Source organism: Blochmannia endosymbiont of Camponotus quercicola (genome assembly GCF_059935335.1).
On sequence record NZ_CP011794.1, the window covers coordinates 40,361 to 56,754 of the forward strand.

Sequence of the window (16,394 nt, forward strand, 5' to 3'; positions counted from 1 at the left end):
AACAAGTTTTATTGTAATATAAAAATGATTTAAATGTATATAAATTAATTTTGATGTAACCATAGTATGAACAATTATTCGTAATGTTTAAAAATAATGAAATAAATTTGTTGTTTATTTTTGCTGGTATATTTTTCAACATATGGATATAAAATTGTATTACTAAAGTTTATTTTTCTAGATATTGTGATTGTAATAATCACAACTCTATCATTGTACTATATTGATCAATCAATTTATTTCGAATTTGTTCATAATAATGTAATAGTTCTTGCTTACTTTTTATGACAGATTTTGGCGCGCGATTCGTAAAATTATTATTATCTAGCAATGTTTGTATTGCTTCAATTTTATGGTTTGTTAATTCTAATTCTTTTTTTAATCTATTCGTATCAATTTCTTTGTTAAACGTTTCTGGTATACAGATTAATAATTCTGCTGCATCTAAAGGTATTGTTATTGATTTTGGGTAGATTTTATTTGTTGAAGAAATGAAGTTGATACTTTTTAATTGAGCAATATCGTATAAAATATTAGAATTTTCTGTAATACGTCTCTTAACTTCTGATGAAGTAGTTCTAAATATTATTTCTAAGGGTGTATTATATGGTATGTTCATATTTATACGAATGGTACGTATTGCCATTATAGTATGTTGGATCCATTCCAGATCTATTATAGATTTTGTATCAATTATGGATGCATCATATTTTGGAAATGGTTGTAACATGATAGTTTCCCCTTTATTTCCAGTAATCATTTTAACTTCTTGCCAAATTTTTTCTGTAATAAAAGGAATAATCGGATGCGCTAATCTTAGCAGTGATTCTAGTAGCGTAATTAATGTATAACGTGTACCGCGTAATTCTAACACATTTCCATGATAAAGTGTTGGTTTAGTTAACTCTAAGTACCAATCACAGAATTGATGCCAAATAAATTCATGTAAAACATTTGCTATTTTGTCAAAGCGATAAATTTCTATTTTTTTATGAAAAATTTGTACTGTTTGTTGAAATTTTGTAACGATCCAACGATCCGCCAAGGAAAATGATTTTTCCTTGGCGGATATACCACAATCTTGATTTTTAGTATTCATTAAGACAAATCGACTTGCATGCCATAATTTATTGCAAAAATTACGATAACCTGTTAGTCGTTTCATATCCCAGTGTATATCACGTCCAGATGATGCTAATGCTACTAAATTAAATCTTAAAGCATCAGTTCCATGAGGTTTAATGCCATTAGGAAATTGTTTTTTAGTATGTTTTATAATTTGTTTAGTTAATTGTGGGTGTAATATATCTTTTGTACGTTTTTTTAATAAATTTTCTATTGAAATTCCATCTATCATATCCATTGGGTCAATGATGTTACCTTTAGTTTTAGACATTTTTTGACCTGATTCGTCACGCATAAGACCGGTAATATATGCAGTTTTAAAAGGAATTTGAGCTGATCCGTTATTATTTTTAACGAAATACATAGTTAACATAATCATGCGTGCGATCCAAAAAAATATGATATCAAATCCACTAATTATAATATTGGTAGGATGAAAAATGTTTAATAAATCAGTACGCTTAGGCCAACCCAAAGCAGCAAATGTCCAAAGAGCGGAAGAAAACCATGTATCTAGTACATCTTGATCTCTATGTAATATTATGTCATTATTTAATTTGTTTTGTGTTCTGATGTCTTGTTCGCAATGTCCTACATATATTTTTTTATTATTGTCATACCAAGCAGGAATTCTATGTCCCCACCAGATTTGACGAGAAATACACCAATCTTGCAAATTATTCATCCAACTAAAATACATATTTTTATATTGTTTTGGAACAAAATTAATTATACCTAGTTCTACCGCGTTTATTGCTTGTTGCGCCAAATTTTTAGCGCGTACATACCATTGAGTAGTTAACATCGGTTCAATTATAGTTCCAGTGCGATCACTATATGGGATTATTAAATTATGAGGTTCTATATTATGTAATAATCTAAGGGTGTTGCATTCAGAAATTATTTTTTTTCGTGCGTCATAACTGTTAAGATTATGAAACATTTGAGGAATGTCATAGTGCAATTGATCATTAGGTTGTCCGTAACTGTTGAATACCTCTGGTGTTTTCAGAATTTTTCCATCATGTGAAAAAATATTTATCATAGGCAATCCATGTTTTTTTCCTATAATATAGTCATTAAAATCATGGGCAGGAGTTATTTTAACACAACCGGTCCCTTTAAACATATCCACATGTTTATCAGAAATAACAGGAATACGTCTATTAGTGATTGGTGCAATAACATATTTTCCAATCAGATGTTGATATCGAGAGTCTTCTGGGTGTACTGCAACGCCAGTATCTCCTAATATAGTTTCTGGGCGTGTTGTTGCGATAATTAAATAATTTGAACTTGCAGTGATAGCAGAACTGTCTAATTTATAGTGTAAATACCACATGAAACCTTTTATTGGTTTGTTTATAACTTCTAAGTCAGAAATTGCGGTTTGTAACTTATAATCCCAATTTACTAGTTTTTTTCCTCTATAAATTAAATTATTTTGATATAGACGAATAAAAGCTTCTTTTACCGCGTAAGACATATCTGCATCCATAGTGAAACGTTTTCGTTTCCAATCTACTGAATTTCCTAATCGTTTCATTTGGTAAGTAATAAATTTTTCAGATTGATTCTTCCATGCCCAAATCATTTTTATTAATTCATTGCGTGTATAATCGTCCCTAGTTTTACCTGTATCGTTATAAATTTTCTGTTCTACTAGTATTTGTGCGGCAATACCAGCATGGTCTGTGCCAGTTTGCCATAAAGTGTTTTTACCGTGCATTCTCTGATAACGAATTAAGACATCCATAATAGTTTGTTGAAATGCGTGACCTAGATGTAATTGACCTGTAATATTAGGCGGAGGCATCATAATACAATAACTTTCTTGAGCTGTATTTCCATGAGGATTAAAGTAGCCTCCTTGTTCCCAAAATTTATAAATTGGTTCTTCTATATTTTTAGGATTATATGTGTTTTCCACGATATGTTTACTCATGAAATTGATACATTAACAACATTCATTTGGAATCCGTTTCTTTTATAGGATAGGTATCTATGTCGTGCCCATTTTTTTAAAATGTCAGGTATGGGCACAAAATCTATTATTTCGTTAAAATTAAAAAAAAAGCTCATATTGTTTTGCATAAGATTTATCAGTAGATCTCTTGGTTTATTATCATAACAACATTGATCCCAATATATAATTATTGGAGCGTGTTGGACGTTTTTTCCAAACAGATTATGTGGTAAAAATGCATTTTGATCAAATATCCACAATATTTCGTCTATTTTTACAGCTTGATATTTATTTTCACAGGTTATTAAAATGCTTTTACCAGATCTCCATTGTGTGCTTGTTAACTTACAAACAAGCTGTTCTATGCAGTTAAGTCTATTGTTTTGTTTAAATTCTTGAGATAGTAAATAGAAAGTTCCATGTTTCATATGTTATTAAAATTTTTATTAGTTTTTATGGTATTAATTAATCATATTTATTTGTTTGAGCCAACAAAGTACTTTGTGTATACTATCATTAAGTTAATTTGATTTTAAAAATAATTTAAACTTTACGGGATGATCTGTTGATTAGATATTGTGATAAAAGCGCTACGGGACGTCCCGTAGCGCTTTTATCACAATAATTAGATACCCATGCTGTTCCAGCAATATCTAAATGTGCCCAATGATATTTATAAGCAAACTTTTGTAAAAAACATCCAGCTGTAATAGCACCTCCAGGTTTTCCTCCAACATTGGTCATATCTGCACACGTGGATTTTAATTGTGTTTGGAATACATCGTCTAATGGTAATTTCCAAACATAATCTTTAGTTTGTTCCGCAGCTGTAATTAGTGCGTTGGATAAATTTTCATTGTTGGACATTAAACCACTAAAGTGATGTCCTAAAGCAACGACACAAGCTCCAGTTAATGTAGCTATGTCTATTACAACATCAGGTTGATAACGTTCTGCGTATGTCAATGCATCGCATAATACCAAACGGCCTTCAGCATCAGTGTTTAATACCTCCACTGTTTGTCCCGATAAAGTAGTCAGAATATCACCTGGACGAAATGAAGTGTGACTTATCATATTCTCACAAATAGCAAGTATTCCAATAATATTTAATGGTAAGTTAAGTTCTATAGCTACACACATCACCGCATATACTGTAGCAGCTCCGCACATATCATATTTCATTTCATCCATTTTGTTCGATTCTTTAATGGAAATCCCACCAGAATCAAAGGTTAACCCTTTTCCTATAAATACAATAGGAGACACTTTAGATCCGTTAGGATGTCCTTCATATTTAATTATAGGCATTGTTGGGGCGTAGTTAGAACCTTTTCCTACAGCTAAATAAGCATTCATACCTAATTTTTTCATTTCTACGGCATCAATTATGTTTGTTGTGACATTGTCATAATTAGACAATTCATTAACTTGGTTGACAAGGTAATCAGGAGTACAAAAATTAGGAGGCATATTTCCTAGATCTTTAGCTATTTTTATCCCGTGAACGATAGATAATCCATCTCTAATAGATTGTTTGCAACATTTTAATTCGTTTTCATTGGGTATACGTAATATTATTTCATTCAATGATTGATTTAACTCAGTTTTTTTATTTTTAAATTTATTAAAGACATATAATTCTTCGTTAACGATTTCTATTGTTTGTCTTATTTTCCAATAATTATCATATCCTTCTATATTTAATTCACTTACAAGAAATAATATCCTAACTATAGACATCTCTTTACATAAAATTATTACTTTGCGAATTAATTTCCTATAACAATTTTCATTAAAATCGGATTTTTTTCCACAACCAATTAATAAAATTTGTCTATTAGGAAAATGAGGTACATCATATAACAAGAGTGTCTGTGCTAATTTTCCATATAATGCTCCACGATGCAATAATGAACCGATATATCCTTTGCTTATGTTATCAATTTTTTTTGTTGAGGGAAATAAGTGTGATTCTTCGAATATGCCAGTAATCATACAACTATCAGTATATGATTCTAGGTGATTGTTGGTAACGCTAAATTTTATCATAATCTTGCCTGTATATAAATAAGTATGCCAAACGACATATTTATTAAAAAAATAAATCAGTCACAATGTTTACAATTTTTAACTTTGTATAAAGCAGTTAAGTATACTATTACACTATATAAATTTGTTTTATAACTTAATGAGAAAATTTTATTATCATTATTATAAATAACTGCATATGTATTATCTTTCAATATTATAATCTATTATTATCACGATACTTATTTTTTCATATAAACACAAGTTTTTTTAAGCAAAATAATGATATTAACTAAATACATATTAAAAGAAACATGTAGAAATCAGTTAATCATTTTAACGTTATTGTTTTTAGTTTGTTTTTGTCAAAAATTGATCAAGATGTTGGGTTTGGTGACAGATAGCAACGTTTCAATATACTTTATTTTTTTGTGTCTTGTATTAAGTATGCCAGAGGCGGGAAAATTGCTTCTCCCTTTTAGTATATTTTTGAGTGTGTTAGTAACTTTTTATCGATTACATGTTTACAATGAAATTATAGCTATGTACTCTTGTGCTGTAGATAAATATGTTTTTATAAAAAGTATGTTTTTTTTTAGCGGGATTATCATGATATTTGCTACAATTAATGTAGCATGGCTATCTCCTTATTGCTCTAATTATCAAAGTAAATTATTGTATGAAATAAAGGAAAACATTAATTTAGTTGTTTTTTCAGAAAAGAAATTTCAATCATTGGCTACTAAATATTTGACTTTTTTTACGGATAGCATTGAGGGAAATAAATTAAAACATGTTTTTTTAGCACAAACAAACCGAGACAAAGAAGATAATATGTTTATAATTATCACTGCGGATCAAGGTAGTGTTCATCAAAATTTTGATGGTTCCCGATTCATTATTCTAGAAAAAGGCACATATTATGAAATTTATGATAAATGTGAGTTGTATAAAGATGTATTTATTACTAATTTTTCTCAGTATAAACTGATGATCAATAGCACTTTTAAGGCATTGTTTCAAGCAAAAGAGTCTATTGATCGTATGTCTATATATCAATTATGGTGTTCTATTCAACCAGAGATGCATGTGGAGTTGCATTGGCGTTTAACTTTGTTGGTATCTATTTTTATTATGTCAATGATTACGACAGTATTAATTACTACTGTTTCGTATAATCATTTAATGAATTTTTTATTAATAGTTTTTTTGTATACAATTTTTTTTATTTTACATATTTTACTGCGTTCCTATGCTCTCTCAGAGAAAATCAATCCTATAGTATGGATATGGATTATTAATGGTGTTTATTTATTAATACCCTTGTTACTAAATTTATGGGATACTTCTTGTATTAAAAAATTAGTTTTGAAGATATGTCGTCGTAATTACATAAAAATATAGTGTATATGTACGGTATTTTAAATTATTATATTAGTAAAGTGATCATATCGAATACAACAGTGGTATTTTTAGTATTGTTATCTTTATCTAGCGTAATTAGATTGGTTGATGAATTACGTAAAATAGGAGAGGGAAATTGTTCTATCTTTGAAATTGTTGTTTACATTATTTTAAGTTTACCAAAAGATTTTGAATTATTTTTCCCTACAGCTACTTTGTTAGGCGGTCTTTTAGGTTTAAGTATGCTTGAAGTACATAATGAATTGATAGCAATGCAGGTTTCTGGATTTAGCAAATTACAAATTGCTTTATCAGTTATAAAAGCTTCTGTTCCTGTACTATTATTCAGTATAATTTTTAACGAATGGGTAGTACCTAATAGCGAAAAAATCATGTGCATGCATCGCAATCAATCACAACATGATACTTCTGTGTTTCCTATAAAAATTAAAAATCTATGGTTTATAGATAACAATGATTTTGTTTGTGTTGAGCGTGTAATAGCTTGTAATGAATTATTCGGAGTGAAATTATATCATTTTGATGAAGAAAAAAAATTAAAAAAGATATTTTATATCGAACGAGCAGTATTTATCAATAAAGTCTGGCATTTGATTGATGTAAATGAATTAGATGTTTCTTCGGAAATGCGCATTACTAATAAAAAAGCACCATATTTTGAATGGAATTCTCTATTAACTCCAGATAGACTGTCCATGATGATTACTCATCCCAATGTTTTATCTATTTCTAAATTATATCATTGTGCTAAATATTTTAAAAAAATTGGTCAAAATGCTAAGTATTATCAGATGATGTTTTGGAACAAAATATTATCTCCTATTTCTGGGTCGGCTATGACCATAACGGCGTTAGCATGTGTTTTTGGGCCATTACATAAAAAAAAGACAAGCATTAGGTTATTTGTAGGAAGTACGGTGGGATTTTTATTTTACATTTTAAATCAAATATTTGGAATATTAAGTGCTACACACGGTATTTCTCCAATAGTTGGATCAATATCGCCTAGCATAATATTTTTAGTAATTAGTGTAATTATTATGTGGATATATTCATAATTTTATTAAATTTAAAAATTTTTTAACAAATTCTTACATTATTTTAGTTAAAAAAATGTTTTTAGTGAATTCTCGTAGCCATTTATGAGAAGGAGAATGGTTGTGTTTAGAGTGCCATGCTTGAATGACATTTCTTTTCCCTAAGTTAAAATCAGTATTAAAATGTGTTACTGGTATATTTAATCTTTGTGCGATTGTTAATACAAATTCCGGAATTATTGCTAATGCATCGGAATGCATGACAGTATTTACAGTGGTAATATATTCTGGAGTAATACCAATTATATTGCGTTCTGACCAAAAATATTTATTACTTTCATCGGAATTACTTAAATATTCATGTTTGGTTTTAATGAATTGATATTTTAACAAATTATCCATATTTCTATTTTTAGATAAAATAGGATGATGATTCCGACATATAAAACAACACTTGGATACGTAGATAGTTCGAATAGTTATTTCAGGGTTAAGTGCACGTATCTCGCCTATATATAAATCTATGGTATGGTTACGTAAAAAATTGTCATCATAGTCTGAATCATTTACTAAATTAATAAATACGTTAGGCGCTGTGTCTTGAATTTCTTGAAACAAGATAGTGTTAAGTATAAAAAAAATGGCGTTATTTGATGCAATAGTAAATGATGTAGTAGTGATTTTGGGTTCAAATATTACGTTGCTATTAAATACTGATTCAATACGATTCACTAATTCTTTAATATTTTCTTTTAGAGAGACTGCTTTAGGTGTTGGGATTAATTTGGTACCACTACGAACTAAAATTTGGTCGTTAAATAGGATGCGTATTTTATTTAAAGATTTGCTAATAGCTGGAGCAGTGACGTTTAATTTTTTCGCTGCTAGGTTGACACTATTATCTTCCAGTAGCGCATTGAGCACTACCAGTAAGTTGAAATCAAAATTATTCATATAATAAAATTTTCATGTAATATTTATTTTACCAGGTATTATAATGTATAAATATAGAAGAGTAAAATATATTAATGTAATCAACCATAATATTTGTATCAATAACAGATATATCGAGTATGAACACGATATTGCATATTTGTGTGACTTAAGACGCATAAGTGATGATATAGTTGATATGAATAAAAATTTTTGATATATTTTGTTATTATTATTATGAGTAATATTAAAATAATGTATTTAACAATTAAATCTTCACCAATGAGTAACATTTACAGATTATCTGTGAATTATTTTAGTACTTTAATTGTAGTTTATAGACAATGGTATTATGTGTTACAAAGTTTAATATTAAATTTAATGATTTTCAAATAAATTGATTCTGTGTGTTGAATAATATTTTTTAAAATTTTATAAAATTTGATAATTATGTAGTGCTGTAGAAAAGAGATTATACATATGGGTATTGTGCCGAAGTGGCGAAATAGGTAGACGCAATTGACTCAAAATCAATCACCTTCATGGCATGCCGGTTCGAGTCCGGCCTTCGGCAGTTTTATATATAGTAATAGTAATAATAAAAAAAAGTTTAAATGAATAGATATTTTAAATTTTAACTCTGAATATATGTTTTAATCTCATTTTAAAACAAATAAATATTAATTTTTTAATGATAAATGAAATTATTTTTATGGAAAATGAGTTTATATATTAAATATAATCGGCGATGTTGTTAGCCATAACAAAAGTATTCAAGTGAATATTAAAAAGCTTATAGAATATATTAAAACTTGAGATTAAATTTAGTGTGTAGTTATGTGGGTAAAGTAAAATAATAGGGTGTTTTTTTTAATAGATGTGATGTTATAACATAACTAGGTTATTACGAGAATTTTATGGGGTTATTTTATTCTAAACAACGCCTATCTATTGGTATGAGATTGTTTATTGCTTCGGGATGGATTCGGATTCTCATAGCGTTGGTTATATTGCTGTGTTTATGGGCTGCTATTCTTTGGTCTTCCTTGTTGCCGTAACAATATTTATATATATGTATATATTATAAAAAACTATGATGACATTGTATAATTTGGTAGCAGGGTACTATGGGCGTAATGTGAGCCCATCCGTAAGCGGTCGTATTAAGTATGGTAGTATGATTGCAATTATAGGTCCTAACGGAATAGGAAAATCTACTTTATTGAAAACATTAGGTGGTTTGTTGCCTCCAATTTCTGGTCGATTAGAATTTGGAAAAAAAGGTAGACCGCGTATAGGTTATTTACCTCAAGATAAAAATATAGATCACCATTTTCCGTTAACTGTATTCGATGTAGTATCCATGGGTTGTTGGCCGAGAATAAATTTATTAAAAAGACTTAATAAGCATCAAAGAGCGGTGATTTGGCGTTCTTTAGAACAGGTAAAATTGTTAGATGTATTGAATCAATATATAGAAACCTTGTCAGGTGGACAAGTGCAACGTATGTTATTTGCTAGAATATTAGCGCAACAAGCATCGTTAGTTTTACTGGACGAACCATTTCAAGGAATTGATATAAATACTTGTAAAATAATGATACATGCTGTAAATCTACTGTGTAGACACGGATGTACTGTGATTGCCGTATTACATAACAATGAATTAGTAACTGAATATTTTTCTAATATACTATCATTAACTCATTCTTGTAGTGTTTGGAAATCATCTATATAAATATGAGAAATTTAATTTTGAAATTTTGAATGATTACCAATATCTTATTTGATCCATTTATTAATTACGGGTGTATGCGCAGAGCAATAGTCGCTTGTTGTGTGTTATCTATTAGTACAACACCAATAGGTATTTTTTTAATATTAAGACGTATGAGTTTAGTGGGAGATGCGTTATCTCATGCCGTATTACCAGGTGTAGCTATAGGATATTTTTTTTCTGGTATGTCATTTGTTATAATGAGCATAGGAGGGTTTATTTCTGGTTTAGTGGTCGCGATATTATCTAATTGGATTAGCGAAAAAACATTGTTGCAACAAGATGCTAGCTTTGCTGGATTTTATCTCGGGTCCTTAGCGTTAGGAGTTACATTAATGTCACTACATGGTCCTAATGTAGATTTGTTGGGTTTATTATTTGGATCTATTTTATCTGTAAATTTGTTAAATTTAAAGTGTATTGGGGTGATTAGTACAATAACTTTATTGACCATCGCAGTACTTTATAGAGCTTTAATTATTGAAACGTTTGATCCAGGTTTTTTAAAAGGTAATGATACTGAGACATCGAGATACATTCAAATAATTTTTTTATCAATAGTTACATTGAATTTGGTAGCAAGTTTTCAAGTAACTGGCACTTTAATGTCTGTCGGTTTAATGATGTTGCCTGGACTATCAGCTCGGTGTTGGGTTAAGAGTTTAATAAATATGCTGTTGTTATCGGTATGTATTGCTTTATTATGTTCATGGATAGGATTACTTGGAGCATTTTATATGTCTTTGCCAGCGGGCCCTACTATAGTGCTATGTGGGAGTATAGTGTTTTTAATTTCGGTGTTATTCGGAAGAAACAAAGGTATTTTATTTTCTATATATCGTAAAAAATAATATTTTGTGCTGTTTATGTAACTAATTATTTTTTATGTTGAGAAAAGAATTAAGTTGTTGTATCAGATATATCTGATAATATCCGACGTGTTTTAGTTTTATTTATGTTTATCAGTAAAAGTACTGTTTTTAGTTAAAATATTGTTAATTTTTGACAAATATGAAATGTGTTTGATATTATGAAATGTTGTAATTTATAAGGGTTTTGAATGGATTACTATAATAATTAATATATTAATGCCTATTTTGAAATTACTTTTTATTGCAATTATTTAGTTAACGCCATAAATATTTTGTATAAGTATCAAATACAATATCTGTGTACCTATAATTCATCGCATTAATGATTTCATGTTTATTTTATTTAGATTATCAATCTTTTCTACTCATGTAGAATTTAATTTAAAGCATTATATTTTGTGGTATTAATAATATATAAAATATTAAATTTTAAGTTTTCAAGATATTTAGTAATGATTAAAATAATCTTTAATTTTTTTTAAAAGTTTATTTTAATTTTAATGATTAATATATTATATGGCATTGAATTATTGTTTACAGTTTAAACATGTCTCCTAAATATATTTGTTGCACATATTGGTCATCTAATATTTCATCAGGAGATCCATGAGCAATTAATTTACCTTGATTAACTATATATGCTCGTTTACATATACGTAATGTTTCTCTTACATTATGATCAGTTATCAATACTCCAAGCCCACGATCTTTAAGTTGTTTAATGATTTTTTGTATATCTATGATTGAAATCGGGTCTACTCCAGAAAAAGGTTCATCAAGTAATATAAATTTAGGATTAGAAGCTAACGCTCGTGCAATTTCTACACGTTTTCGTTCTCCTCCAGATAATGTCTGTCCAATATTATTTTTTAAATGACTGATATGAAAGTTATTCATTAATTCTATTATGAGTTTATTGCGTTTTTTTGTATCAAGATTGCGCTGGGTTTGTAATATAGCCATTAAATTATCAAATACAGTCAATCGACGGAAAATTGAACTTTCTTGAGGTAAATAGCTTATTCCCAATCGAGCTCTAAGATAGATTGGTAACATACTAATATCCTTGTCACTGAGCGAAATACTACCGGAGTTATGGCGCACAATTCCTAATATCATATAAAATGTTGTAGTTTTTCCTGAACCGTTTGGCCCTAACAATCCAACAATTTCTCCAGAAGTTATATATAAACTTATATCTTTAACCACATATCGTCCTTTATAAATTTTAGATAGATTTTTTATAGTAAGTATTGCCATGAAATTAAATTTATAACTAATTGGATAGTGTTGTATTAAATATGTTTTAGATTAATTTTGTTAATAAAGTTGTTATAACTTTATTTCCTTGATTTGAAATAGCTTTTATTTGTTTATTTTTTATGGAATATATGATCCTATCACTCTGTATAGAGTTGCCTGATTGTTCTATATAAGCATTACCAATGAAAGTAATAGTATTGTCGTGGGTGTTGTAATGTATTGTCAATGATCGAGCTAATGTTACAATTCCCATTGACTGCGTCTGATTTAAAGTGACAGGATTTCCATGCGCTTCTATCGTAGATAGATGATGTGTATCTTCTGTATGAGAGATTAGTATTTTATCTGCATGGAGATCAATATTTTTATATTTAAGCATCACTTGACCCGTGAATACTATTGTATTAGTTAGCATATTAATTGCCTGACATGCAGAATAAATTTGAACTATTTGAGATTTTTTGTGTGTTAAGGCATAAGAATGCGTAAATATCAAAAATATATTGATACAAGTAAATATTATTTTATGTTTACCAAGTATGTTGGGTTTCATAATGAGTTTGTGTATTGTCAATTAATTTTGCTGTTTTCGTATGTAAATTAACTTGCATTTTCATTCCAACAGAATAAAAACAATGACCATATATAGTTACTTTTTCATTTGAAATAATATCTTGAGTTATTAAATTAATTGTCGCTTTGTTTGCCACAATGGATTGAAAGTATGCGTCTTTTATTAAATTTTTAATATAAACATGTCCGTATAGATATAGTATTTTTTCATAATTTAATTTAGCTTGATTTGCTGTAATTTGCCATATTGGAGTATTTTTTTCATCAAAAGCAATGACTTTAGGATATATAAACCAGGTAATTTTTTTATCTGAAAAATGTTGAATACAGTGTGCGGTTAATTTAAATTTAAGTTGTCCTGTTTTGTTATCGTATATGTTAATTAATACATCACTACCTTGATGAGTATATATTTCTTTGTTAGTTGATGAATGTAGTGATGTATTAAACCTGGTTAATGATTTTTTTGCAATAATTGATAAAAATATTATTATTAATATCGATACAATTGAAGGAAAAGTATATTTTTTATTTTTTTTACGTATTTTATTATTTTTTTTTATTAATTTTAATGTATAAAACATTATATTGTATCTCATAGTTAATAATTATAATTCCATATTTGTTTGTAATATTAAACAATAAAAGACATTCTTGGAGGCGGTGACATAAAATTAAATGCTATTGTTATGACTATTAATCAGTAGTGTTTTAAGATAAAACACATGTAAAATATACGATATTATAAATACATATAATTTAAATATCTAGAATAAGATAGAGCATAAGACAATCGTTTCGACATATAAACTTACAAGCAGTTATTAATATTTTCACATTTAACATTGAAAATATATAGTATTATATGTTTTATTTAAGGATATATTTGAAATATTTTGTATTTTTCAATTTTTGATTTATAATACATAAAATATTATGGATATTAAGAGTTTTTTGAAATTATTCAAATAGTGTATATGATATGTAGTATTTATTTTAATATGTATAAATTTAAAAATTTTATCTTCTATTAGAAGTGTATTTATATTTTAAAAATAAATAATAGATGCGTATATTAATACATCTTAATTTAAATCATAAATATTAATGTTGATTTGTGTGGATTATAGTTATTATATATTTTGTTAAGATATATGAATTTTATTTTTTTTATACATTTATTAATTCAGTGTCAAACATATCATATTTTATTTTAATATTTAAAATAGGTAATAAAAAAAAGATTTTAGAAAGCATATTTTTAACGATGTTCATATGTATAAATTATTCGTTTTACATTTTAAAACATTAATTTTTTTTAATAAAAAACGTCAAGAAAGTAGTTTTCATAATAAAATGATTATACTTATAAGAAGAGAAATAGATCAATAAAGGTATATGCATATATCTAAAGTGCACAAATGTATATTTCTTGATATAATCAGATTTGGTTTATTGTGTGTTTTTCAATTATTACAAATTAAGCATTGTTTTTATTTGTTTATTACGTGATAGATGGGTATTGATGGCAGTGCACGATGCATTGTTAGTGTGAAATAAAAATGTTTAAATAGATTGTATATTATTATTATGTATTATGTGGAATGAATGCGGATTTATTGATTTTTTGTATTTTTTATAAAAAATATTATTTCACAACAATACTAATTATTGGCAATAAATTAAAAAAGTAACTAGTTTACTACAAATAGGAGTATAAATATTGTTTTATTTAAAACAATAAGTATTTATTATTTGATAATATTTGAAAAAAATAATTATTAATTGTTGATTTTGTTTAGAAATTAAAATAAAAATTTATAAATATTTTATTAAAAATGTCGTTATAAAAATGTATATGTATATGAATATTATGAAAGTAGTTAGAGATATTGTATTAGCATGAAAATTTTGTTTGTAAATCATTAATTATACTTGATTGCTTATAGTCCATAGCTTATTTAGTAATATAAGTACACCGCTATTCATGTGTTTTTATGTAAATTCATTAAAAGTAAACATTGAATTTATTTCTTAAGTTATTTTATTAATATGATGTAATGCGTATCCTTAATAATTATTAAGATATAGTCAAATTATTATAAATTTAGTGACAATTTATGTCATAGAAAGTTAAATAATAATTTTATGTATGTTCTAACTAAAGTATAGTGCGGAAGCAATAATATTGCTGTAATAATTTTCATATGGCGAATATGAAGTTATTTCTTTTAATTTTTTTTACTTAATACATAAATAGTGTAGTAGGGGTTTTATTATTTTTAAAGTTTCAGTATCTGAAATTATGATTGTATGTCTAATTAATAAATAAATTGTCATATTAATAATTTTATTTAGTATAAGCGCGAATAGAGATAGATTGTGTATTACTAATGAAAAAATAAATTTTTAGTTATATAAAATGTTCTTGATAATTAATTTTATGCATTAAAGATCAATATTGTTATTCTTACATTAGTTATTTATTTTAGAAGTGATACAAATGATCAATTTTATTTATTGAAGCGGATTAGTCATCATTATAAAAGGGTTATAATTGATTTTGATATATTTAATCGGATGTATCTAATTAAGGTATGTAGTTAATCTCAATTAATAACTAATAAATAACAATATATAGATATTAAAAAATATAATTACTTAATAACGTTTGTTGTAACAAAAAAAATAAAATTAAGATATTATTTGATTTCGTATTTGAATAAAAATAGTAATTGTTGATGCTGGATTTTATAATAATAAGAATGATTATATAATATGGGATGTTATTTATTGAAGAAAGGATGATATGTTGGCATGTTGTGTACTATAGATATATCTAAAGTTTTATATTTATACATGTAGTATAGCAATATAAAATGTTTATTTTAATCACTCAGTTTTTGGTGTTTATTGGTTTTATAAAAATTTTTAGTATCATGTTCAATCATTTTATAGAAAAATATAATTAATGTAACGGTCATAACCGTTACATTAATTACAACAGCGTAAATAATTAGTTGTTTGATTTTACAATGAAATGTAAATTATATAATTTTTTTTGATATAAAATAATAGTACAAATAATCATTGTATGGTTATACTCATTAAAATGGTTTAAGAATTATGAACGCAGATGAAGTTAAAAGTATTTTGTTAAAACATTTATCATTAGATGAAGTATATGTTTCATCTAATGATAATAATTATCAAATTATTGTTATAAGTCATGTTTTTTACGGTATGACTGAGTTAGAACGACATAAAATTATATATGCTCCTCTCATGCAATATATATTAAATAATGAAATTCATTCTATATCTATTCACGCGTTTCATCTTGAAGAATGGAACAAGAATCGTCGATTCTACAGTGTGTGAAGCAGTTTTTA

The 16,394-nt window shown here is 26.9% G+C and carries 13 protein-coding genes and 1 tRNA gene; 7 read left to right on the plus strand and 7 right to left on the minus strand.

Going from position 1 to position 16,394, the window contains the following annotated elements; genetic code table 11:
- Positions 1-199 precede the first annotated feature (199 nt).
- From CBquer539_RS00165 to CBquer539_RS00175, 3 genes are all read right to left on the minus strand, one after another.
- Complete coding sequence (locus tag CBquer539_RS00165) at positions 200-3,055, minus strand: valine--tRNA ligase (RefSeq protein ID WP_500836761.1); 2,856 nt, start codon at positions 3,053-3,055, stop codon at positions 200-202.
- Positions 3,056-3,066: 11 nt separating this feature from the next.
- Positions 3,067-3,519, minus strand: a complete 453-nt coding sequence (locus tag CBquer539_RS00170; RefSeq protein ID WP_500836461.1) for a DNA polymerase III subunit chi — start codon at positions 3,517-3,519, stop codon at positions 3,067-3,069.
- Positions 3,520-3,634: 115 nt separating this feature from the next.
- Positions 3,635-5,140: a leucyl aminopeptidase gene (locus tag CBquer539_RS00175; RefSeq protein WP_500836762.1), complete on the minus strand. Its 1,506-nt coding sequence runs from the start codon at positions 5,138-5,140 to the stop codon at positions 3,635-3,637.
- 264 nt (positions 5,141-5,404) lie between these two features.
- On the opposite strand from CBquer539_RS00175, the gene CBquer539_RS00180 reads away from it, so the two are divergent.
- Positions 5,405-6,526: an LptF/LptG family permease gene (locus CBquer539_RS00180; protein ID WP_500836462.1), complete on the plus strand. Its 1,122-nt coding sequence runs from the start codon at positions 5,405-5,407 to the stop codon at positions 6,524-6,526.
- A 5-nt stretch (positions 6,527-6,531) separates the two neighbouring features.
- Positions 6,532-7,605 (plus strand): LPS export ABC transporter permease LptG, encoded by a 1,074-nt coding sequence (lptG, locus tag CBquer539_RS00185; RefSeq protein ID WP_500836463.1) that lies wholly within the window; start codon positions 6,532-6,534, stop codon positions 7,603-7,605.
- A gap of 33 nt (positions 7,606-7,638) precedes the next feature.
- Here lptG and CBquer539_RS00190 read toward each other — a convergent pair whose 3' ends face one another.
- Complete coding sequence (locus CBquer539_RS00190) at positions 7,639-8,538, minus strand: LysR family transcriptional regulator (protein ID WP_500836464.1); 900 nt, start codon at positions 8,536-8,538, stop codon at positions 7,639-7,641.
- Positions 8,539-9,008: 470 nt separating this feature from the next.
- On the opposite strand from CBquer539_RS00190, the gene CBquer539_RS00195 reads away from it, so the two are divergent.
- The 4 genes from CBquer539_RS00195 (at position 9,009) to CBquer539_RS00210 (ending at position 11,145) form a co-directional block, all read left to right on the plus strand.
- Positions 9,009-9,091, plus strand: a tRNA-Leu gene (locus CBquer539_RS00195).
- A gap of 343 nt (positions 9,092-9,434) precedes the next feature.
- On the plus strand, positions 9,435-9,575 hold the full coding sequence (locus CBquer539_RS00200; protein ID WP_500836465.1) for a hypothetical protein: 141 nt from the start codon (positions 9,435-9,437) through the stop codon (positions 9,573-9,575).
- 35 nt (positions 9,576-9,610) lie between these two features.
- A complete protein-coding gene (locus CBquer539_RS00205; RefSeq protein WP_500836466.1) occupies positions 9,611-10,255 on the plus strand; it encodes an ATP-binding cassette domain-containing protein in 645 nt (214 codons plus the stop codon).
- 29 nt (positions 10,256-10,284) lie between these two features.
- Positions 10,285-11,145: a metal ABC transporter permease gene (locus CBquer539_RS00210; RefSeq protein WP_500836467.1), complete on the plus strand. Its 861-nt coding sequence runs from the start codon at positions 10,285-10,287 to the stop codon at positions 11,143-11,145.
- Between the two features lie 555 nt (positions 11,146-11,700).
- On the opposite strand, the gene lptB is transcribed toward CBquer539_RS00210, so the two are convergent.
- Genes lptB through lptC form a run of 3 tightly spaced genes read right to left on the minus strand, consistent with a single transcriptional unit; the run spans position 11,701 to position 13,586 of the window.
- Positions 11,701-12,426 (minus strand): LPS export ABC transporter ATP-binding protein, encoded by a 726-nt coding sequence (gene lptB, locus CBquer539_RS00215; RefSeq protein WP_500836468.1) that lies wholly within the window; start codon positions 12,424-12,426, stop codon positions 11,701-11,703.
- 46 nt (positions 12,427-12,472) lie between these two features.
- Positions 12,473-12,982, minus strand: coding sequence for a lipopolysaccharide transport periplasmic protein LptA (lptA, locus tag CBquer539_RS00220; RefSeq protein WP_500836469.1), 510 nt, complete (start codon positions 12,980-12,982; stop codon positions 12,473-12,475).
- Positions 12,960-13,586, minus strand: a complete 627-nt coding sequence (gene lptC / locus CBquer539_RS00225; RefSeq protein WP_500836470.1) for an LPS export ABC transporter periplasmic protein LptC — start codon at positions 13,584-13,586, stop codon at positions 12,960-12,962. Before lptC ends, lptA begins: the two co-directional genes overlap by 23 nt.
- Positions 13,587-16,128: 2,542 nt before the next feature.
- On the opposite strand from lptC, the gene CBquer539_RS00230 reads away from it, so the two are divergent.
- A complete protein-coding gene (locus CBquer539_RS00230) occupies positions 16,129-16,383 on the plus strand; it encodes a BolA family protein (RefSeq protein WP_500836471.1) in 255 nt (84 codons plus the stop codon).
- Positions 16,384-16,394: the final 11 nt, after the last annotated feature.